Source organism: Cyclonatronum proteinivorum, from assembly GCF_003353065.1.
Taxonomy (GTDB): Bacteria; Bacteroidota; Rhodothermia; order Balneolales; family Cyclonatronaceae; genus Cyclonatronum; species Cyclonatronum proteinivorum.
On record NZ_CP027806.1, the window covers coordinates 2,110,288 to 2,132,258 of the forward strand.

General features: G+C 52.3%; 15 protein-coding genes and 1 pseudogene. 7 read left to right on the top strand and 9 right to left on the bottom strand.

Annotated features, from left to right (window positions below; translation table 11 throughout):
- Positions 1-117 precede the first annotated feature (117 nt).
- The 3 genes from pulA (at position 118) to CYPRO_RS08170 (ending at position 4,866) form a co-directional block, all read left to right on the top strand.
- Entirely contained in the window at positions 118-2,991 is a 2,874-nt protein-coding gene (gene pulA, locus CYPRO_RS08160; RefSeq protein WP_114984146.1) for a pullulanase-type alpha-1,6-glucosidase, read from the top strand.
- A gap of 970 nt (positions 2,992-3,961) precedes the next feature.
- Positions 3,962-4,363, top strand: coding sequence for an aspartate 1-decarboxylase (panD, locus tag CYPRO_RS08165; protein ID WP_114984147.1), 402 nt, complete (start codon positions 3,962-3,964; stop codon positions 4,361-4,363).
- A 14-nt stretch (positions 4,364-4,377) separates the two neighbouring features.
- Complete coding sequence (locus tag CYPRO_RS08170; protein WP_114984148.1) at positions 4,378-4,866, top strand: hypothetical protein; 489 nt, start codon at positions 4,378-4,380, stop codon at positions 4,864-4,866.
- A 233-nt stretch (positions 4,867-5,099) separates the two neighbouring features.
- Here CYPRO_RS08170 and CYPRO_RS08175 read toward each other — a convergent pair whose 3' ends face one another.
- From CYPRO_RS08175 to CYPRO_RS08185, 3 genes are all read right to left on the bottom strand, one after another.
- Entirely contained in the window at positions 5,100-8,477 is a 3,378-nt protein-coding gene (locus CYPRO_RS08175; protein WP_114984149.1) for a DEAD/DEAH box helicase family protein, read from the bottom strand.
- Between the two features lie 230 nt (positions 8,478-8,707).
- Complete coding sequence (locus tag CYPRO_RS08180; protein ID WP_114984150.1) at positions 8,708-9,637, bottom strand: nucleotidyl transferase AbiEii/AbiGii toxin family protein; 930 nt, start codon at positions 9,635-9,637, stop codon at positions 8,708-8,710.
- On the bottom strand, positions 9,628-10,413 hold the full coding sequence (locus tag CYPRO_RS08185) for a type IV toxin-antitoxin system AbiEi family antitoxin (protein ID WP_114984151.1): 786 nt from the start codon (positions 10,411-10,413) through the stop codon (positions 9,628-9,630). Before CYPRO_RS08185 ends, CYPRO_RS08180 begins: the two co-directional genes overlap by 10 nt.
- Positions 10,414-10,775: 362 nt before the next feature.
- Here CYPRO_RS08185 and CYPRO_RS08190 point away from each other — a divergent pair, with 362 nt between their 5' ends.
- Together CYPRO_RS08190 and CYPRO_RS08195 are read left to right on the top strand one after the other, a co-directional pair.
- Entirely contained in the window at positions 10,776-11,783 is a 1,008-nt protein-coding gene (locus tag CYPRO_RS08190; RefSeq protein ID WP_114984152.1) for a hypothetical protein, read from the top strand.
- A 383-nt stretch (positions 11,784-12,166) separates the two neighbouring features.
- Entirely contained in the window at positions 12,167-12,943 is a 777-nt protein-coding gene (locus tag CYPRO_RS08195) for a hypothetical protein (protein ID WP_114984153.1), read from the top strand.
- On the opposite strand, the gene CYPRO_RS08200 is transcribed toward CYPRO_RS08195, so the two are convergent.
- The 3 genes and pseudogenes from CYPRO_RS08200 to CYPRO_RS16990 all read right to left on the bottom strand — a co-directional run bounded on the left by CYPRO_RS08200 (position 12,940) and on the right by CYPRO_RS16990 (position 15,895).
- Positions 12,940-13,158 (bottom strand): addiction module protein, encoded by a 219-nt coding sequence (locus tag CYPRO_RS08200; RefSeq protein WP_124245571.1) that lies wholly within the window; start codon positions 13,156-13,158, stop codon positions 12,940-12,942. The two genes, CYPRO_RS08195 and CYPRO_RS08200, sit on opposite strands and share 4 nt — an antisense overlap.
- Before the next feature lie 159 nt (positions 13,159-13,317).
- The gene (locus tag CYPRO_RS08205) at positions 13,318-14,424 is read right to left on the bottom strand and encodes a restriction endonuclease subunit S (protein ID WP_124245572.1); all 1,107 of its coding nucleotides are present in this window, start codon (positions 14,422-14,424) and stop codon (positions 13,318-13,320) included.
- 5 nt (positions 14,425-14,429) lie between these two features.
- A pseudogene (locus CYPRO_RS16990) lies at positions 14,430-15,895 on the bottom strand (type I restriction-modification system subunit M).
- A gap of 261 nt (positions 15,896-16,156) precedes the next feature.
- On the opposite strand from CYPRO_RS16990, the gene CYPRO_RS08215 reads away from it, so the two are divergent.
- Together CYPRO_RS08215 and CYPRO_RS08220 are read left to right on the top strand one after the other, a co-directional pair.
- On the top strand, positions 16,157-16,813 hold the full coding sequence (locus CYPRO_RS08215; protein ID WP_114984156.1) for a hypothetical protein: 657 nt from the start codon (positions 16,157-16,159) through the stop codon (positions 16,811-16,813).
- Positions 16,806-17,561, top strand: coding sequence for a DUF3307 domain-containing protein (locus CYPRO_RS08220; protein WP_114984157.1), 756 nt, complete (start codon positions 16,806-16,808; stop codon positions 17,559-17,561). The genes CYPRO_RS08215 and CYPRO_RS08220 overlap by 8 nt, the downstream gene beginning before the upstream one ends.
- A gap of 1,328 nt (positions 17,562-18,889) precedes the next feature.
- On the opposite strand, the gene CYPRO_RS08225 is transcribed toward CYPRO_RS08220, so the two are convergent.
- Genes CYPRO_RS08225 through CYPRO_RS08235 form a run of 3 tightly spaced genes read right to left on the bottom strand, consistent with a single transcriptional unit; the run spans position 18,890 to position 21,946 of the window.
- Positions 18,890-19,573, bottom strand: coding sequence for an ATP-binding cassette domain-containing protein (locus CYPRO_RS08225; protein WP_164682647.1), 684 nt, complete (start codon positions 19,571-19,573; stop codon positions 18,890-18,892).
- Positions 19,566-20,840 (bottom strand): hypothetical protein, encoded by a 1,275-nt coding sequence (locus CYPRO_RS08230; protein ID WP_114984159.1) that lies wholly within the window; start codon positions 20,838-20,840, stop codon positions 19,566-19,568. The genes CYPRO_RS08225 and CYPRO_RS08230 overlap by 8 nt, the downstream gene beginning before the upstream one ends.
- Positions 20,837-21,946 carry a 4-phosphoerythronate dehydrogenase gene (locus CYPRO_RS08235; protein ID WP_114984160.1) on the bottom strand — a complete coding sequence of 370 codons (1,110 nt, stop codon included), beginning with the start codon at positions 21,944-21,946 and terminating at the stop codon, positions 20,837-20,839. The genes CYPRO_RS08230 and CYPRO_RS08235 overlap by 4 nt, the downstream gene beginning before the upstream one ends.
- Positions 21,947-21,971 lie beyond the last annotated feature (25 nt).

Here is a 21,971-nt window from a genome sequence, read left to right on the forward strand (position 1 = left end):
TAATGTAAGCGCTAACAATTTGCGGTTTAGAGCTCAGGCTCTTCGGCCGTGATCTTTGTGCGGTGTGCAGGCTTTCAGCCTGTCCAGATCCGTATCCCTCTTTATTAATTTACCAAAATGAAAAAAATACTTTTAACGGTCTCCATCTTATTATCGGGACTTCTGATTATGAAGTGTACAACTTCCGGAACAGCTCAGGACGAGCCGGCAACCGATCAGCCGCAGGAGTCGCTTGTTCAGGGCGCATCTGCGCACTGGATTTCACCCGACCGCGTACTGTGGTTTGCCGAGCGCGACGCCGCAAGATTCGAACTGCGATACAGTGAAGCCGCCGATATTGAAATTACGGCAGCTGGCGTGAGCGGGGGAGAAGCTCTCGCCCTAACACCAAATGCTGACCTGAACAGCGCACAGGCCGAAACCTGGCCTCATATTGCGGATTGGCCCGCTTTCTCGCTCACGACCGACCGCGATCTTGCACAGCAGGCCATCCGCGGCCCTGTTTTCGCCATTGCCTACGATGCACAAGACAACGTTATACAGGCTACCCGCGTGCAGGTGCCCGGCCTGATCGACGCCTTCTTCCGTTTTGATGGTACCCTTGGTCCCGTTTACGAAGGCGATGAGATCGTCCTAAATGTCTGGGCACCTACAGCGCAGGCCCTTGAACTCGTGCTCTACAACGACAGTAAAACCGAATCAAGCACCGTTTCAGGTGCCTATGACCGCGAAACCGGCGTATGGACCTTCACCGGACCCGCCGCTGACTGGGACCGCAAATTCTACCGCTTCGCCATCCGCGTATGGCATCCCGAAAACGGGGAAATCAACGAATACGAAGTTACCGATCCGTACTCTGTCAGTCTCTCAACCGACAGCTACTTCAGTCAGTTTGCTGACCTTACTGGCGATGAACGCCTCAAACCCGAAGGATGGGACGACATCCGGAAGGTGCAGCCGCGTCCGGTTGATATCACACTCTATGAAGCCCATGTGCGCGATTTCAGCATCTTCGATCAGTCTGTTCCCGAACTGCACCGCGGCACTTTCATGGCCTTCACCCACAACGGCATTGACGGGCGTGAGCTTTCCAACGGCATGGCGCATCTGATCGCCCTGCAGCAGGCTGGTCTTACGCACCTGCACTTGCTGCCCGTAAACGACATCACAACCGTGATCGAAAACCGTGACCTCCGCATCGACCTCGATCAACCGTACAGCCGCCTGTGCGAGCAGATGCCCGACGCAGATTCGCTCAAGCCCTACTGCGAGCGCTTTGGCGACACCCCGATTTACGAAGCCTTCCAAACCCTTGCCGCGGAAGATCCCGCAAACACCAGCATTCAGCTGCCTTACAGCATCCGGGGCCGCTACCACAGCCTCGCCCGCATGGACGGCTTCAACTGGGGTTACGATCCCTTCCACTTTAACGCCATTGAAGGCAGCTACGCAACCGATCCCAACGGCGTTGCACGTATCGTCGAATTCCGCGAGATGGTCAAAGCCCTGCACGAAATCGGCCTCAAGCTGGTCGTTGATGTGGTGTACAACCATACCTCGGCCCACGGTCTCGAGCGCCGCTCCGTACTCGACCGCGTCGTACCCGGCTACTATCAGCGCTACGATGTCGTTTCCGGCGAAATCGAAACCTCAACCTGTTGTCCAAACACCGCCGCCGAGCATTACATGATGGAGCGCCTCCTCATCGACTCCGTGCTGTTCTGGGCCAAGCATTACAAAGTCGATTCCTTCCGCTTCGACCTCATGGGGCATCACCCGCGCGCTGTAATGGAGCGCCTCATGGACGCCCTCGCAGAACTCACCCTCGAAGAGCACGGCGTTGACGGTGCAAACATTTACGTGTACGGTGAAGGCTGGAACTTCGGTGAAGTAGCCGACAACCGCATTTTCTTCCAGGCCACGCAGTTCAACATGAACGGCACGGGCATTGGCAACTTCAACGACCGCAAGCGCGACGGCATCCGCGGACGAAACTTTACCGACAGCGGACGCTTTCAGGGCTTCACAAGCGGTCAGTTCCTCTTCCCGAATGAAGACGCCGGCAGCGATCAGGATCAGCAGCTTAGTGACCTCCTCTTTCAGGCCGATCAGATCCGCGTTGGTATGGCGGGTAACCTGCGCAGCTACCCCTACATCAACCGCACGGGTGAGCGTGTAACCGGCATTACCGACTGGATCGGCTTCACCGACCTGCCGCAGGAAACCGTCAACTACATCGACAAGCACGACAACGAAACCCTCTGGGACAACACCCAAACCAAGCTCCCGCACGACATGAGCATGGATGACCGCGTGCGCGTGCATATGCTGAGTCTGGCCTTCATCAACTACGGACAGGGTGTGCCCTTCCATCAGATGGGCTCCGACATCCTGCGCTCCAAGTCGCTCGACCGCAACAGCTTCGACTCCGGCGACTGGTTCAACGAAGTCGATTTCACCATGCAAACCCACAACTGGGGCCGCGGCCTGCCGCCCTCCTGGGATAACGAGCGCAACTGGGACCGTCAGCGTGAATTCCTCACCAACCCGCTCATTCAGGTCGAAGAACACCACATGCGCCTCGCGCACGACATCTTCCGCGACCAGCTCCGGGTGCGCTACAGCAGCCCGCTCTTCCGCCTCGCAACCGCCGAAGAAGTCAACACCCGCGTGAGGTTCCACAACACAGGCCCCGATCAGCAGCCCGGCATCATCGCCATGACCATCTCCGACGGCCGCTGCGCCGGCGCCGCCCTCGACCCCAACTACGACGGCATCCTGGTCATCTTCAATGCACACAACGAAGCACAAACCTTCGAAACCGGCCTCAGCGGCCTCCGCCTGCATGACCTACTCGTAAGCGGTGCCGATCGGGTCGCACGCACCGCTGAAATTTCGGGTGAAGGCACCGTAAGCCTGCCCCCGCTTACAGCAGCCGTGTTTGTGAAACCGCAGGGCCGCAATCAGGGCGATTTCGTCTGCAACCCCTGAGCCACGCCCGGTAAGCAGGTAAATTAATTCCAGCCTCCCAAACAGGCGGGACAGCACCCAAGCTGTTCCCGCCTGTGTTTTTTTGGGGGGAAACTCAGAGAACATCACGGTCTTTCGTGGCAGCTTGAGAGATCCCAAATCAAAGATGAATGCGTTGCTTTTTTTTGGACGGCAGACCGCGGACAGGGGACGGACAGAAGACGGGAGACAGAAGATCATCTAATAAAAAAGTCATCTCGAACACCGGGACATAGCAACGCCGCAATTAAAGCCCCAATAACACGCCCTGCCCCAAAAGCCCACCGAAGCATCATGTGAGAGATCCCCTGAGGCTGTTCGACCCCAATATGAATCAAAGCCCCGAAGCCCTGCACCACGAGATCCTTCGACTCCGCTGTGCTTCGCTCAGGATGACATGCTCCGCCTCATGGCAAACGGCGCGGCAAGCCGCGCCGGGGGGTGCAACAGTGCCCCTGTCATCCTGAGCGGAGCCGGAGCGCAGCGAAGGCGGAGTCGAAGGATCTGGTAATGTGGCTTGGGAAGCCGGTAAAGACCTTGCTGTGAGACTTCGCTGTGTCCATCCCGAAAACGCCCACCCGCATGCATGGCGCCGCTGTTGTAGAGACGCGATTTATCGCGTCTCTACAACAGCGGCTACTCCGAAACCCACCGTCCTTATCCGGGATCTACCAGCTTCGGCCTGCGACCATGCCTGTTGCAGGCCTGCAAAATCGAATGCACACATTGCGGTTTTATCCGGTAACAAAGAAGGTGAAGGGGAAGGCTGAAGCAAGACAACTCTCTAATCCGTGAATCTAAAATCATCTCATTTCCCAGCAATCGGCATCAGCCTTTTTATCACAAAAAAGCCTTATATTTGGAAGCTAATGAAGAAAGCCCGTTTAGATTGAACGAATCCGGACCTGAAGGCATTAGCCCAACCGTTTCAAACCAAATCTCACTGCCCGCTATGACCTTAGAAATGTTTAAATCCAAGCTGCACATGCTTACCGTTACGGAGGCAGAACTGTATTATGAAGGGAGCGTAACGATTGATGAAGACCTCCTCGATACAGCCAATCTGTTGCCCTACGAAAAAGTGCAGATTGTGAATGTAAACAATGGTGCCCGAATCGAAACCTACACCATCCCGGGACCAAGAGGCAGCAAAGTCGTTTGTCTGAATGGTCCGGCTGCGCGGCTTACCGCGGTGGGCGACCGCATCATTGTTATCTCATATGCGCAGATGACGCCTGAAGAAGCCAAATCGCACAAGCCTCACACGGTTATAATGGGGAAAGACAACGAAGTGAAGCGGATAATCCGTGACTCCGTGTACCGTCAGAACTATGCCGATGAAGTCGGCATCTGAGCCCGGCCGTCCTGATGGCATCATCCCAAAACTCAGACAAGACCGCCGGCCCCGCTTCGCAACCTACGCACTGCGCATGGAGCGGTGAAACCCTTACCCCTGCGGAGGCACACCGGATCAGCCTTACGATCCCCGTACTCCTTGCCCCGCCCAAAACACTCGAACTCAGCATCGACAATTCGCACGAAGGGGAGCTTCAGGATTATGTCTCCCGCCTGAATCAGCGCAACCTTCGGTTCATGATCTACATCTTCGTGCTGCCCCTCGCACTCATCGCCATCCCCGCCATGCACGTGCTTATGCCCGAAAACAGCGGCCTCCTCTGGATCTTCGCCGGCATCCTCCCCCTCTTCACCGGACTCGTACTGCACGAATACCCCGTGCCGGTTCAGTCCTACACCGACGCCAAAGGCGTCCGGGGCCGCCTCAACCGCAACGCCCTGCTCGGCAAACTGCTCATGGGCGCAGGCCTGCTCCTCGCGGTATTCGGACTCGTGGGCTAAAACAGAAAAAATGCTGCCACTTTTCCCGGGTTGATGCCGCCTCTGCCCATGCGTGCCCCCATTATAAGCCCCGGAGCTTATACTCCCAATTATAAGCTCCAAACCTTATATTTTGAATTATAAGCCTTGAAGCTTATATTCTTGATTATAAGCCCTGGGGCTTATAATTTGGCGGGAAGTCTGTCATCCTTTAAAAAAACAACCCAATACCGGGCCGCGCAAGGTTGAAGAGTTTAGCCGGTCTGATTCAGTTTTTTTACCCGTTCCAGCAAATCGTCAATTACGGCCTCATTTCCTCTGAACACGCCTTCGATGCCATCCTGATCAAGGAAATCAAACGGAGGTTCGTATAAAGTGCCCACTTCAAGGCTGCCTTTTTCGGTATAAAAAGAGATCATCTGTTCAATAAAACTGATTTGGTTGGCCGTCAGACGGTTATCGGTGAGATAGTCTTCGAAATGCCTCAGAACGGCCGTTTTTTCAAGCCCGCTGCATGTACGGATGAACTGCACCAGATTGATGCCTTCCCCAATGGCCTCATGTAAAACAGACAGGTCTGTATCCGGATCGGATTCCATCAAAAAAGTTTCGAGTGTTAGAAGCTCTTTGTCGGTCAGGGGCTGTGCGTTTCGGATTTTTTGAATGACAAGGTGCGTTTGGTGCTCTTCAATGAACTTTTTCAGCTTACGGCGGTAGCGCTCATAATCTACGGTTGTACCTGAGGTATCGTAGTTCACAACCGCCGGACTGTCGAAGGTATCCTGAAAATCAGTGTAGACAATGGACCGCTTATGCTGATCTATGTGCTGTATCAGATGGCGCATATCAATTCTGACCTGCTCGAGGTTTGAAAGGCTTGCTTCATCCCAAAAGGCTTCATCCTTTGCTTTGCGCAGGGTTTCGCTCACTTTTTTGATGGCAGGGATGTGGCGTTTGGCCCAAAGGTGCTCCGCAAAGCGTACGACGGTTTCTTTGGTCTGACGCGAAGACAGAACGCCATCCAACAGCTGATGCTGCAACACCAGCATCAGGTGATCGAAGTAGCGCACGGTCTCGTGCTCGGAAAGATCAACCGGCAGAATCTCGCCAAGCGCAGCGCAGATTTCCTTGCGTTCCCCGGACTGCAGGTGCTCCCAAACACCCCTGTCCTGCAGGCGGTCGATAAGTCTGAGATGTGGTCTTACCTGTATGCTCTGCCGCTCCAGCCCTGACACCTGCTGATGCAGCATATTGAGCAGTTCTTCGCGGTAGTGCTGAAGGGCTTCATCCTGTTTCCACGGAGCATTGCTCAGTTTCGCTGCTAACAGCAGACGCTTTTCAAAAATTTGTGCCTTGAGCGACGGAGGCACAGTCGTATCTGCTCCTTCGGGGTTCTGATTAAAAAATTCAAAGTTTCCGCAGTAGTCAAAAATCAGAAAGTGTGTTTTGTGTTCACCGGGGCTGAACAGGTTTTTGCAGAGACGTGTGCCGCGACCTATCATCTGATGAAATTTCACTCTTGATTTGACCGGCTTGAAAAAGACCAGATTCACAACTTCGGGCGCATCTATGCCGGTATCCATCATGTCAACAGAGACCGCAATAACCGGCGCTTTACTTTCCGTTGAACAAAAAGCATCAATAAGTTCCTGCGCGTACTCAACCTTGTTATGAATCATTCTGCAGAAATGCCCGGCATAGTGCGGGTAGTTTTCGTCAAAGATTTCACAAATGTACTGCGCATGTTTTTGGTTGCGGGCGAAAATAATGGTTTTGCCGAGCCGGTCGCCGCCTTCTACTTTCAGTCCGTGTTCCATCAGCTGCCCGAGTACCTGTTCGACCGTATCGCGGTTAAAAAGCCATCGGTTGAGTTTTTCAGGTTCAATATGCTTGGGCATGGTGCCGGTTTCGTCATCCCCAAGTAAGTCATCATACTGCTGTTTTTCTTCTTCGCTTAAATCCTCGTAGCGGATACCCTCGGTAAGGAATTTGCCGGTTACGGATATTTTTTGAGGCGGCACCAGGTAGTTGTCTGCTACAGCCTGCTCCAGTTCATAGGCAAAAGTCGGATTCCCGTTTTCACAGCCAAAAGTTTTATAGGTATCGTGCTCCAGCTCATCCTTTGGGGTTGCTGTCAGCCCGAGCTGAAGCGCGTCAAAATACCGGAAGATGGCTTCATACTTGTTGTAGATACTGCGGTGCGCCTCATCTATAATGATGAGGTCGAAGTAGCCCGGGTCAAAGCGCCGAAACCCATGCTCAAGCTTCTCGATCTGATTGAGCATGGTTGGATAGGTGGAAAACACGATGCGGGCCGCAGCGTCATTTTTATCTTCGACCAGGTTAACAATGGGAATCTCGGGCAGGTGTTCCGCGAAGCTTTTGTAGGCTTGTCTCACCAGCGGGTTACGGTCAGCCAAAAACAGTACGCGTTTGGCCCATTTATACCGGAACAGCACATCGCAGACCGAGATCGCCGTTCTGGTTTTTCCTGTGCCGGTTGCCATAACCAGCAATGCTTTTCGATGACCCTGCTGAAAGTGACCGGTAACTTCCCGGATGGCGTGTATCTGATAGTAGCGGCCCGTAATCTCATGTTTTACCGAAACGACCCTGAGTTCCTGTTTTTCGCGTTTCTGAAAGAAGAGTTTTTGAAGGCTCGCCTTGTTATAAAACCCCAGAACCGGCCGCAGCGGATAGGCGGCATCATCCCAAATGTAGGTTTCGTAGCCGTTTGACAAAAAAATCACGGGGCGCTGCGCAAACTTTTTTTCCAGGGCATTGGCATAGTGACGGGCCTGCTCCTGACCTTCCAGAAAGTCGCGGTTACTCCGCTTGGCTTCTACCAGCGCAAGCGGCTTACCGGTATCATCCCAGAGCACATAATCAATGTACCCTTTCCCGCTTTTGCTGGGCATCCCGCTGATTTCATATTCCCGCACGTTTGGCGCGGCAGGATCCCAGCCGCTTTCCCGAAGCATCACATCAATAAGCAGCTCACGGGTTTGGGACTCATTATAATCGTGTGTGTCTGCAAACCTGCGGCTCTGCAGCCGCATCTGTTTGATTTCCCGGTTCCGCTGTGCCAGGGCTTCATCTTTTTCGCCCAGCGCCTGCTCCAGCGCCCGAAGACGGGCCGCGGCTTCCTCATTTTCTTTGGACAGCCGCTCCAGCTCAGCCGGACCAACCGGAGACTGTTCCGGTATGGCCGGTACCAAAGCACGGCTGAAGGTGAAGTTCTGAACGGTGACATCTTCCGGCGCATAGGTGCTGTAGAGCCAGTACATCACATGAAAACACTCTTCGCAGATTTTGAGCGCTTCTTCCGCAGAAACCCGTCCCTTTTGATGCAGGGCCTGATTGCCCTTCCGCCGGATCAGGTCCATTTTCTCCCACACCTTGAAGCCTGTGATTTTCTTAAAGGCTACTTCATTTGTGATGGTGTAGAAGGAGGTATCGGCAGGAATCGTCAGATCTTCATCATTTTTGTACATCCAGAGTACCACCTGTTCCACGAGATGCCGGGCCCGCCCACAGGCCATCTTGGGATCAAAAAATACAAGGCGCTCAACGGCCTGTGCCTCCTCAATAAATTCAGGCCAGTCCGGCTGCAGAAAGGTGAAATTAGACATGACTATGGTTAAGGTTCATTCACATCGGGTGAAATAGCATCGAGCAGACCGAAGTCGAACGAAAGGCTTCAGATTCCTGAATACCAATTTAATTTAAAATTTACCGGCATAGCATTGTCGGATGGAAAATAAGAAGTGTATAAGAATAAGCGTATGGTAAACCAATATTAAGGTAAGCAAAAGACAATCATAATACTTCATAATCGAATATCAGAGGGGATTCTGCAGGGTTATCCCCAATCGCGCCAAAGTATTTGCTGCAGTTTCTCACAAGCTGCTTTGTGTTTTTTGGGATTCATTTTTTCCAGATTTGCCATTTTCCAGCGGATGCCCGGTAAGGACTGTATTTCGCTATGAGGAAACAAATGCCACTTCGGGAATCCCTGCTTAAAACTTAGTATGAATTCCCGCTCACCTTCCGTAAAGTCCTGATTCAGTTTTTGCACAACCATTTTCCAGGATTCAACCAAATCATCCAGCTTAACCGGCTCAAACGCCATACCTTCAAAGGATTCGTGAAAGGTTTCTTCAAGATCATCTTTTAGTTTGGGATCAAGCAATTCGGCAATTGGGCGGTTATGACTTAACAGATATACAATGAATGCCTGACGCACTTTGTCTGTGATTCCTGCATTTTTATACAGATGATGCACATCGAAAAGATCCCTGGGATGCTGCCTGTCTAAGGCGGCACAAAGTTTTCCAGCATAAAGATCCTCAACCGATAATGTTCTGACCTCCATTGTTTTTCCAAACATTTCTTCCACTTTTTTTGCCAAAGGAAGTTTTACCGGCGGATAGACCGAGCCACGAATGGTTAAATTAGGCTCAATTTTGACGACGATTTGCCCGCAATTGATAATCAGTCCATACGACAGACTTCCCTTTGTTTTGTAATTGATTTCCGCCCCCGCTATAAATTTTTTGCACCTGCTCCCAATCTCTTTGAGGTGAAGGTCGATTTTTGTTAGGGTTGTCAGCCTGTCTTGTATCGGGAGGTACGTCAGATCAATGTCAACCGATAGCCGTGGAAAGTCCTGAACAAACAGATTAATTGCAGTTCCCCCTTTGAGTGCAAAATCCTCTGTGCGGGAAACAATTGGCAAAACAGTTAATAGCAGGTCAACCTGTTTAAAGTAAGCACTGCTTCTTATGTCCATGATACTTCCGGCACCTCCTTTGGTACTGTTATCTCGAACGTACTGTTTAGTTTCCCGTTTTTCACAATTGTTCTTTTCCCTGAACCGAGGTCTATTTCACTAACTTTGAGCTTGTCGTACCAGGGCAACCCATGCGTTTCCGCCATAAAAAGAAATAAACGTTTCACTTTCACTGAGGTGCAGTCTGTTAAAAGGCGCTGTACCAAAGCGGGCCTTAGGGTCATCATTCCTTCTGTCAGCTCCCATGCTTTTATAAATTTGGGTTTTGAGTTCACGTGAGAAAGCAGTTCCATAATGGCACGCTCGGGCTCTGACATCAGTACCGGTATGCCGCTTGCTGTTTCTATTGCTTGAACCCCTAATTTTTTGCCTTTAAACAATGTTGATATATGCAGTTTTATATCGACCTGCCAGTCATAAGAAGTAAACCAGGCGGGAAGCTTTCTCTTTGAGGGGGTGTATAAATGACACTGATTCAAACGCGGACTTATATTTTGACGAACCCCATGCAGCTCCAATGCGGTCTCTCCGCCTACATGTATGGCGTATCCAAGCTGATGTTGCAGGGCATGCACCGCGCCCTCCCATAAGGGCTCATCCTGTGTTTTCATAAAGGCCCCGGTTCCGATTGACTTAACCCAGTTGCTTTTTTTGTAGCCAAAGAGCATATCCGGGGTGTACCCGTTGGCCGAAAGCCAGGGCGACGTATATATCATACCCTCTTTCCACCCTGAAAGCAGTTTGTTGAGTTTCGTGTTTCTTTGATTTGGTGCCATTGGTTTAAAAAAGTCTTGTTTGATAGAATATAAACCAATCTATTGAAACTATTCCAAACCTACAAAGCAGCAGACAAGTTTACTTTGGTTCTCATTAATTGACGCATAACCCATTAGCGGAAACTTTTTCAAACCAGTAGAGCGGAAATATTTGATTGGCACTTCGGAGCTGTCCTTTTGGCAATTCAGGGATAAGCCGAAAGCCCGCCTCACTTTCAAACCTCTAATCAGCTCAGTATGGGACTTCTTGACTTCAATACAGACAGGGACAGCTTAAAAAGAAAGATTGTCGTCCGCTTGTCTTGTTACTTTTTTGTAAGTATATTTATAAGAGTAATATTTTAAACCAAAGTAATTAAGCTATGACAACCATCAATCCACACCACTTCAACTCCGTTCGTACCTCGTTTAAAATAACAGCGGAAGCTGATGCACTGCTTGAGCAGCTTGCCGACAGGTACAACATCACTCAAAAAGAACTCTTACTTACGCTTATGATTAAACATACCGACTTAGCTGCCCGTGATCTCGTGTCTGTTGATCCCAAGGCAACATTTGTGACGAAAACCAAGGTCATGGCCCAGGCTGTACTACAGTTTCTGGGAAAAAAGGCAAAAGAGCTGGCAACACATCGGGATACTATTCTTGAATCCCTCATTTATAAAGGCAGGGAAGGATTGCAAACCGAGCAGGAAGAAATTGAAGCCGTAATTCCTGACCTGAAAGCGGTCTCGGAGCAGCTCAGACAAATCAGAACCGCTAACGGATTAGGCCCGGAACACCCCGCAAACACAAGAATTGATATTCTTGAAATTATGGTAGATAATCTTACCTCGAGCCTCGAAAGTTATCTTAAAGAAGGAGTTCCAATTTCTTCCGATGATTTTTCAGACAGCGGAGCCTCACCCGCACCTCATGTTGCGCAGGCTGATGTAATCCCAGCCAACAGCTCTTACCTCAAGGTTTACAAGTCAAGGGTACCGAATTCAAGCATATCCCTGGAGCAGGCTGTGCCCACGCAGACCTTCATAAATCTGGTGAAGCGAGAGGCTGATAAGGTGCTGTTAAAACAGAAGAGCGCTCATCACCTGTGGGATTTTGGTGTTCGTGCATCGCAAGACATTGAGCAGGATGATACGATGTGGATCCTAACGGGTGAAACGCTTTATAAAGCCAGCGTTACGTGCATTATTGCTGATCCGGCCGGTTCAATAGGGGACGCTATTGGATGGGTGCGCCAATACAAAAAACCCTGGAAAAATGTTTGCGTACTCAGCCAAGTGGAAAAGCAATCTTCCATTCCCGCACACATCAGGTCTGCCATGCACAACAAAGCTGCTGAAATCCATCGAAACTTCTTTCGGTTATAGAGGGTCAATACTCCCTTAAAAACCTGACCGCTGAGCATGCAACATCGGGAAACGACCAACTCAGGCTTGCAATCTATTCAGCCCTTCTGCCTCTCTTCTCTGTAGCTTATCCCCGAGATGTTTAGCCGGTTTCGGCTTTCCGGGAGCGTTATTTTCATTTCGGGAGCGTTATTTTCATTTGATGATGAAGTCAGAATACTCCTTATGGGTTTTTAAGCTGTATTTTTTGGGAAAACTCAAATTTTCTGTGCGATTTGAGTTAGCTATAGATTTTTTTAATCCCGATAAACGCGCACATATCCAAAGGTCCATCACATAAGAACGCAGCAAATTATGCTGTGCCATGCAATACCGATAGTACAAAGGTTATTTACACTTCAACCATGAGTAAAAAAGAATCCATAACCATCCGCGTAAACGGCAGAATCGGGGAAAAAGAGATTTCACCTGAGCTGTTCGATATTTCTGATATCAGGAGCTTAATAAACGATTTTGAGAATATGCTTTTTCCCGATTCGAAAAAGAAAAGGCCTCCTGTTTCATATATGATAGAAAAAGGTTCGGTTGTTAACACATTTACAACCTCGAGACAGGAGGTGCTTGGTTTTCAGGCGCTTCTGATTGATGTCCAAAAGCATAATTCATTAGATCTCCTCGAACTTAAGTCAGCAGCTGCTTTTGAAAATCTTCAGCGGAATGCTGATGAAACCAATCTTACCTACGAGATTTCGACATCTCTTGCGGCAGACTCAAGCCCTTTGATAATTTCACCCAATACAGCATGGAAGCGAACAGATGATATATGGGTAGATGCAGAGTTTTATGTTTATGGCGAAATCACCAATGCCGGAGGGAAAAACAATAGTAACATACACGTAGATACCAAAGAGTATGGCATACTCACCATAGCCACAGACAGATTTACTTTGAAGGAAAAAGAAGAAAATATTCTTTACAATACCTACGGCGTACGTGTTAAGGGTAAACAGCACATCGAAACCGGTGAAATGGACCCCAAAAGCCTTCGATTGATTGAGTTGATCAATATGAACAAAAAGTACGATGAGAACTACCTTGAATCACTAATTGCTAAGGCTACACCACGTTGGGAGGGTATTGACGCAGAAGAATGGTTAAACGAGCTAAGAGGGACCAATTAGCATTTCAAGCCGCGTAAAATATCACCTTTACTTTCCTCCCAGGGTGAATAGGTGACTTCATCCTTCTTGATCGCATTTTTTCGACGATTCAGTTCATCGCCATGCCATGAAGGCAAGGTGTAGTCCGGCGTGGACGATAAATCGTCCCAAAGAGCTTCCATGAGCTGTATTTTCTCAGGAAGGCTAAGTTTTTTTATGGAGGGTTTGTTGTTCATACCTTTCAAGTTAACATATTATCCATTCATTTCAAGTGCTTAGTTTTTGGGCAATATAATACCCTGCCATCATCACCATACTCAAAACTTTCTCGTATATGTAACTGCAGTTGCCATGATGATGTGGCTTTGGGGTGATGCCATATCCGAATTCTCTTTTCAGGTTTTTGAAAACGCTTGTTGCACGAGAGATAAAAAAAGGCTTTCAGACTTTTGCATAAACTGTTCAGCCGATTTTATCTCAGAGTCAATTTTTTTGAATATTTCAGTAAAATGTTTTTGACTTTTTATGTCAGGTACTGGAACTAAAATTTCTTGGAATTTAGACTTTTTCAGAATCGGTAAAGTGGTTGATTTGGCATTTCTTTTTATTTCATTTTCCAACAGTTTTAAAGCAATGTACCCATATTCATCGGTGACAGCGCCCCGCTTCCATTCAATTGTGTTAATTTGTTGATTGAAACCACTCGTTTCAGTTGCAATACCCACTTTTCCAATTGTTGCTCCAATACAACAAACCATTGTAGCTCCTTTCCTTACTGACTTACTGTATCCCAAACCTTCATTAGATAAGAACCTTGTTGGGGATATTTCTCTTTTACCGAGATCTGAAGGAGTGACAAAAGGAATGTCACCTATAAAAAACTCCGGCACTTTTGTACTTGGTGTTTTTCCCGTTTGCACTTTCCCCACATCCCCCAATTTCCTAACCTCCCACCCCTTCTCATTCCGTACCGGGTCCCCGAACATATCCAAAAATACGCTTTGGATGAGGGCGTCGTATTTGGCGAGCATTTGACGGTCAATGTCAATCAGGCGCTGCGCACGGTCAAGCTTCGCGACAATGGCGCGCTGCTCGGACAGGCTGGGGAGGGGGATTTTGAGATTTTTTAAGTCTTTCTGTGTAATTGAATTAAAAGTTGATCCACGTCCGGAGTCAGAAATCTTTTGCTCAACTTTACTAAAGTAATACCTCAAATAGCTTCTATCAATTTCAGCTCCAACTCTAATCGCTGCAAGACCACGACCTATACAACACCTTTCATTAGCTATGTTAGTTGGCCCTACCGGTGCCCTAACTGAAAATAAAATGTCACCTTCATGAGCTATTTTTGTAGGTTTAATGCACCAAGTAGAAACAGATGGGTATTTTTCTCCAAAGTCAGCCTTGCCTTGGAAAAATGGTATACCTAGGCCTTCACTATTATAAAACTCTGATTTAGGAGATTGACCCTCAATAACTTCAGCTATGTCTTCAAGCTTCACCCACTTCACAGCATCCCCTCCAATTCATCCAAAATCCGTAGCCGCTCTTCGGCAAGCTGACGCAGGCCCAGCTCGCCGTCTTTTCCGTTGATGATGGTGAGCGGGTCATCATATTCCACCTCCTCATATTCCATCTCTTTGTAGCGGTTGATCGAAAGATCATAGCCCTGCGCCACGATTTCCGCTTTCGGCACCATGAAGCTCTTGTCCGTGCGCTTCCGTTTGGCCTCTTCCTCCGGCTTGTGATAGCGGGCCACAATATCCGGAATGTCGTTTTCCTCCACCGGCGCGCGCTTGTCATCGAGCGAGAAGCCGTCGGCCTGCATGTCATAAAACCAGACGTTCTCGGTACCGCCCGAATTGGTCTTGGTGAAGATGATGACCGCCGTGCTCACCCCGGCATACGGCTTGAACACCCCGCCTGGCATCGAAATTACGGCGTTGAGCTGATGCCCTTCCACAATCAGCCTGCGGATTTCCCTATGGGCGGTCGAGCTTCCGAAGAGCACGCCGTCCGGCACGACGACCGCGGCGCGTCCGCCCAATTTCAGCGCCCGAATGAAGAGCGCGTTAAACAGCAGCTCCGTTTTTTTGGTCTTCACGGTTTGCAGCAGATCGGTTGCTACGCTGTCATAATCCAGCGACCCTTTGAATGGCGGGTTGGCCAGAATCAGGTCAAAGCGGTCGCGCAGGGCCGCGCTTGTGCTCGAGAGCGAATCCATGTAATCAATCGTTGCCCCGTCGAAGCCGTGCATCACCATGTTCATGTTGCCGATGCGCAGCATAGAACTGTCGAAATCATAGCCGGTAAACATGTCCCGCTGAAAATGACGGCGCACCTTTTCATCAATCATGGCCGCGGCATGATGTACTCGCCCGCCGCAACCAGGAAACCCGCCGTGCCACAGGCGAGGTCCGCAATGAAATCGGTCGGCTGCGGACGGGTGAGTTCCACCATCATCTTAATAATATGCCGGGGCGTGCGGAACTGCCCGTTCTGACCCGCAACACTCAGTTTGGAGAGCATGTACTCGTACATATCGCCCTTGGTATCGCGGTCGCTGAGGTCGAGTTGATCGAGCAGCTGCACGACCCGCGCCAGGGTAGAAGCCTTCGGAAACATGAAAATGGCGCCTTCCATGTGCTTGCGGTAGGTGCTACCGTTGGCACCGCCCAGCGCCTTGATGAAGGGAAAAACGTCATCCCTGATGCGGTCGAACATCGCCTGCGGTTCAAGCTCCCGCAGGTTGCGCCACCGCAACTGCTGCTCCTGTGGCCAGAAAACCGGATGCTGAACCGGGATGCCGGTTCGCTCAGCCCGGCGCTCTTCGCGGCTCTGCTGATCATCGAGCCCTTTGATAAACAGCAGGTAGGTAAGCTGCTCAATAACAGTTAGCGGATTGGAGATGCCCGCGGTCCAGAGCGTCTCCCAGATTTTATCGACCTTGTTTTTTAATTCGCCGGTAAGCACGGAATCTAATTTTGAGTGATATCTGATATAAAGGATGTGTTTCGGCCTTACATTACAGGCATTGCCGCAATGATGCAAGCTTTTTCGGGCGAATTTCAACCCTGATGCGTTGCAAGCCTTGCTCACCACTATAAGCCCCAAACCTTATATTTTGAATTATAAGCCTTGAAGCTTATATTCTTGATTATAAGCCCTGGAACTTATAGTTTGGCGAGAAGTCTGTCATCCCATACGTAACATCAACCCAATACCGGGCCGCGCATGATCAAAGCCGTACTCACCGGAGATGTCGAAAACTCCACCGATCTGGATGCGGCAGAGCTGCAGGCACTCATCGGTTTGCTGCGGGAGGAGCTGGATGCGGCAAAGTCCGCCGGTCTGGTCGAAAATCTGGCTTTTTACCGGGGCGACAGCTTTCAGCTTATCGTGCCCGATCCTGCTATGGCCCTTGACCTCGCGCTTGCCCTCAAAACGCGGGTGCAGTTCGGCATGGAGCCTGAGGGCGACAAAACCCGCCTCAAAACCCGCTACGATGTCGCCCTATCGGTTGGCCTGGGCGAGCTCGGCAGCCCGAAAGAGCTCACCACCGCGCACGAGCTCCCGTTCCGGCTCTCCGGACGCGGACTCGACGAGCTCAAAAAGAACAAGCGCACCCTCGGCGTGTTCACCGGCAACGAAGCCGCCGATGCGCAGTTCGACGCCCTCCTCTTTCTCTACGACTGGATCATGCAGCAATGGACCGTAGCCGGCGCCGAAGTCGTGTACCACAAACTCCGCGGCCTCACCGAACAGGACATCGCGGCGCTGCTCGGCATCAGTCAGCCCGCTGCCAATCAGCGCAGCCGCGCAAGCTGCTGGAACGGCTGGAAAAAAATTCAGGCGCAGTACGCGCAGCTTCTGGAGGCCCGCTATGGATGACCTCCTCGCCCTGAGCACCGCCCTGCTGCTCGCGCACCTGCTCACCGACTTCGTGTTTCAGCCGCGCCGCATGGTCGAAGCCAAACTCGCCCGAAACCTCCGCAGCGGCTGGCTCTACCTGCACGCCGTCACAGCCGGACTGCTCGCCTGGAGCCTCTCCGGCCTGCTCGCGGGCCAATGGACGGCGCACGAACTGCTGTGGGTCACCGCCCTCACGCACCTGCTCATTGATGCCGGCAAAATCGCCCTCCAAAAGCGCTTCAAACCCGAACGCGAAACCGCGCTCTTCTTCGGCGATCAGCTCCTGCACCTGCTTGTCATCGCAGGGCTGGTGATTTGGTTCGCAGGCCCCGAAGCGATTCAAAACCTGTGGACAGAACTGCCCCTTCAGGACGCCGCCGTGCTGCTGCTCGCGGTCATCTTCCTGCTTCAGCCGTGCAGCATCATCATGCAAAAACTCCTCGCGCTCTTCCCCTCGATTTTCAATGGCGAACCGGGCAAACTTCCGGATGAGCTCCCCCTCGCCGGTCAGTGGATCGGCTACGCCGAGCGCCTCCTGATCCTCATTTTTGTCCTGATCGGCCAATTCACCGCCATCGGCTTCCTCGTTGCCGCCAAATCCATCCTCCGTTTCGGAAGCGAACAGAAACAGGGCCCGAAATCCGAATACGTACTCCTCGGCACCCTCTTCAGCTTCACCATCGCCCTGATTGCCGCGCTCACAGTCCGCGCTATTCTCCCGGTCTGAAGCAAATAAAAACACGTAATTCCACAAGGGTGCCCTGAGCCCCGCTGCGCAAGCCAATCCGACGCATCGTATTTTTTTGGGGGAAACTTCCAGAACATCAGGGGCGCCGTGAAAGATTAAAAACCCCAAGTCAAAGATGAATGCGTTGCTTTTTTTTCAGTTGGGGGTGACCGACGGCGGACGCCGGACCGCAGACGGCGGTGGACGGTGCTTACAAATCGCCATCTAACACAAAAAACGAGTCATCTCGAACACCGGGGCATGGCAACGCCACAATAAAAGACACGGCAACCCAACCTGCCCCAAAAGCACACCGAAGCCTCATGTGAGAGATCTCCTGCGGTAGTCCTGCCCCGATGTGGATCAGCGCTTAGGAGCCCTGCACCACCAGATCCTTCGACTCCGCTGCGCTTCGCTCAGGGTGACAACGCCGAGTCGCGTCAAACGGCGCGGCAAGCCGCGCCGGGGGTTTGGGGGCGGTGCTTTCGGGCTACAAAGGTGTCGCTCCTACCGGAGCTGTTTTTTAACCAAACAACATAAAAACAAGTCATCTCGAACACCGGGGGATGGCAACGCCGCAACCAAAGCCTCAGCAACCCGACCTGCCCGGGCAGCCCATCGAAGTCTCATGTGAGAGATCCCCTGCGGCGGGCTTGCCCCGATAGGGATCAACGCTGCGGAGCCCTACACAACCAGATCCTTCGACTCCGCTGTGCTTCGCTCAGGATGACAGGCTCCGCCTCATGGCAAACGGCGCGGCAAGCCGCGCCGGGGGTTTGGGGAAATGCCCCTGTCATCCTGAGCGGAGCCGTAGCGCAGCGGAGGCGGAGTCGAAGGATCTGGTGATTAGGTTTGGGATGTTGGTTCGGACGCTCTGTTAATCCGTGCTGTGATGATGACCCGGAGCCCTCCACGCCGTCATCCCGGAAACGCCCACTTAGGTGTATGATTATCAATATCATAGATCAACGGCGTTATCCGGGATCTACTAGCTTCGGCTTGTTACTATGCCTGTTGCAGGCCTTCAAAACCGAATGCACACATTTCAGAACAGGCCTCCCAAACCCACTATTTCATCGCGGCGGCTCCCGCTTGGTAGATCCCGGATAATGCTGCACGTTAATTTGGGAAGCTAATTAAATGCCGAAGCGCAGCATTTCCGGGAAGACGGCGTTTGGGTTGATGTTTTCACATCATCCTGTTCATCCTGTAATCATAAAAATCCTGTTCAGACACAGCGATGCGGGAAAGCCCACTCCGAGTAACCCAGTCCAATCCCTAAAAATATAACTCCTAACAAACCTTTGAGCGAATGCGGGGGCACAGATTTAGGATTCAGCTTCGCTTTCCGCTTCACCTGAATCAAGCGGGAATTGCAGGACCTGATCGCAGAGGCGTTCGACGATTTCAGGGAGGTGGGAGGAGATGATAATGGTATCGCCGAAGTTTTTTTTGCGGTGGTTGAGGTAGTCGGTGAGGGCGGTGCGGGTTTCGACGTCGAGGGCGCGGAAGGGCTCGTCGAGCAGAATAAGGGGCGGCTCGGTGATGAGGGCGGCAGCGAGCAGGGTTTTTTGCATCATGCCGCTGGAGTAAGTGCCGATCAGGGTTTTGCGGCGCTCGTCGAGGGCGAGGAGTTCAAGCAGTGCGGAGATTTTTTTCGGGCTTTCGGTGTCATCCCAGAGGCCGCGCGCGCGGAGGATGACTTCGAGCAGCTCGTCGGTGTTGGCGAACTGCGGCAGCTCGGTGCTGTCGAAGGCGAAGCCGGTGGCCGAGAGGTAGCGGTGCGGCTGCTGATGGATGTCGATATCCCCCCAGAAGATGTTGCCGGTGGTCGGGTAAGCGGCGGTGGTGAGCATCCGGAGCAGGGTCGTTTTGCCGGAGCCGTTGGGTCCGCTCAGGCCGGTTGCGGTGCCGCGTGGAAAGGTGTAGCTGAAATCCTGAATGATGTAGCGCGCCTGACCGTAGCGTTTGCTGAGGTTGATGGCTTTGAGGGTGGGTTGGGAATCAGGCATAGAGGGATTTGATTCGGAATTCGTGAAGCAGGGTGAAGGTGACGGCAGCGGCGAGGGAAATGCCGGCATCAATGGCGGCCCATTGCAGGATGAAACCAGCGTCAACGCGTGCGCTGAGCAGCGAAACGACCCAGAGGCTGACCATCAGCAGGGGCAGCCAGCGCAGGTTTACGAAGAAGCGGACGGCGATCCAGTCCGCCGCGGGCAGCAGCCGGTACTGAAAAAGGAGGGGCGAAAAGGGGCGTTTGACGAGCACGTAGCTCATCAGGGTTTTGCCGATGATGATGAAGCTGAGCAAAGTAGCGATGGCCGCGTCGCTGAGGCTGGCGTAGAAAGCAGTCCACAAAATCAGGTGCATCACGACCATGATGCGGCCCAGCGGCTGTCGCCGGTCGAGCTGCAGCAGGGAAAACCACACGGCGGGTTTCCAACGGGAGGGGACCCAGTACAGGGCTTCGTGTTTGAGGGGCTCACGGCCTTCCTGCACGGCTTTTGGATTTAGGAAGAGCTCGGCGTAAAAGGCGTTGGTGTGGTAGAAGAAGCGGTCGAAGACCGGACGGATTTGCGTGATGCGCAGCAGCCCGTAGCCGAGCAGCAGCATTCCGGGCAGCAGTTCGGCCAGTGGATTCTGCGTGACGGCGCCGAGCCAGGCCCCGGCGACAACGAGCAGCATGCCGCCACCCGAAATTGAGATGGTCGTAACGATGGAGGGGAAACTGCCCGGTGGCATGGAGGGCGACTGCCCGATCTGTCGGAGTGTGCCCAGAAAGCCGGTGCCGCGCTTGCCTTCCTGCCATTCCTGACTCACTGCGCCGAGCGTGCTGTAGCGTATTGCTGCCACGATGCCGATGCCGCTCATCAGGAGCCATCCTGCAAAAAATGAAATGGCTTTGTCGGGCAGGGCTTCGAAGGGCGCGGCGGGATCAAAAAATGCGAGCAGCGCGAGCATGGCGCTGAAGAGGGCAAAGAGCGGGAGCAGGGCAGTGGCCGAGTAGCGGAAGAGTCCGTAAGGGGGCAGGTTCATGGCCTGCAGCAGGTAGCGTTTTTTGTCCGGAAACCGCAAGTGCGGGATGATGAAGGCGAAGAAGCCGCAGAACACAAAGTTGAGGTAGCGGATCATGACCATGCGTTCGCCGGCAGATGCGGCTTCCGAAGCGAGCAGGGCCATGAGCACGAGCAGCACCCCGGCGGTGAGCAGGAAAGAAATGCGGGCGGTTCGGTCAGGGTTGGCGCGCAGGAAAGAAAAAATAGAGCAGGGAGGGTTCACGGTTGAAGGATAAATCCGAGGGCTTTGGCCGTCGGATGTTCGGGTTCGGGCAGTTTTTGGAGGCCGATGAAGCGGAATTCACAGCGTTGGGCGGCCTCGTTGCGCAGGGTTGCAAAGCTGGCCGGTGCAGGATTTGCGCGCAGCTTGGGGTCAAGCGAAAAGGCGGGATGGAGGCTATGCAGCACATCCTGAAGTCCGGCAGAAGCATCAACGGGTTCAGGTACGGCGAAGGCGGGCGGCTGTGGGTTGAAGGGGAAATCTAAGTAGTGGGAAAGGGCTTCGCAAATGATACGGCTCGCGTTGTATTTGGCCTGCTGACTGTAGCCTGCAATGTGCGGGGTCGCGATGGTTGCGGTGTGCAGGCTTTCGGGCGAAAGCTGTGGCTCATTTTCCCAGACGTCGAGGATCAGGGTTTGGAGCAGGCCGGATTTCAGGGCGTTTCGGGCGGCGGTTTCATCCAGTACACCGCCCCGCGCGGCATTGATGAGCAGCCGGAGCGGTTTTTTGCGGCGCTCCCAAAAATCGGCGCCGAGCAGGTTTTGCGTCGGGTGCGGGAGAACCGGGGTGAGCGGCACATGCAGGCTGATGAGGTCGGCTTCGAGCAGGGCCTCAAAATCAGCGGTTTTAAAATCCGGTTCGCGAGCGGCTTTCGGCGGATCGTAGCCCATGCAGCGCACGCCCATTTGCTCAAGAATGACCGTCGTGTGCGAACCGGTTTGTCCGCAGCCAATGATGCTTGCGGTGAGTTTGGTTAGTATTTGGGGTTCACTCCCAAAATGTGCGACTACGCAGCTGCCGACATACTCTCCGACCGAACGCGCGTTGCAACCGGGCGCATAAAAAAAACGAATGCCGTTTAGGGCAAGCCAGTTTTGGTCCACATGGTCGAAGCCGGCTGTGGCAGTTGCGACGGCTTTTAGGCGGGCCGGGAACTGCGGGAAGGTTACGGGATTGATGCGGGTAACGGTGCGGATCAGCAGGGCGTCGGCTTGGGGCAGCTGTTCGTGCAGGGAAACATCATCCCAAAAAGAAAGCACCTGAACCTCCGGATGCGGAAGCAGGTGCTTGAGCCAGGGAATGTGATTTTCACAAAGCAGCGTAATCAAAGGGCAGGGGCTGAATGCGGTGGTC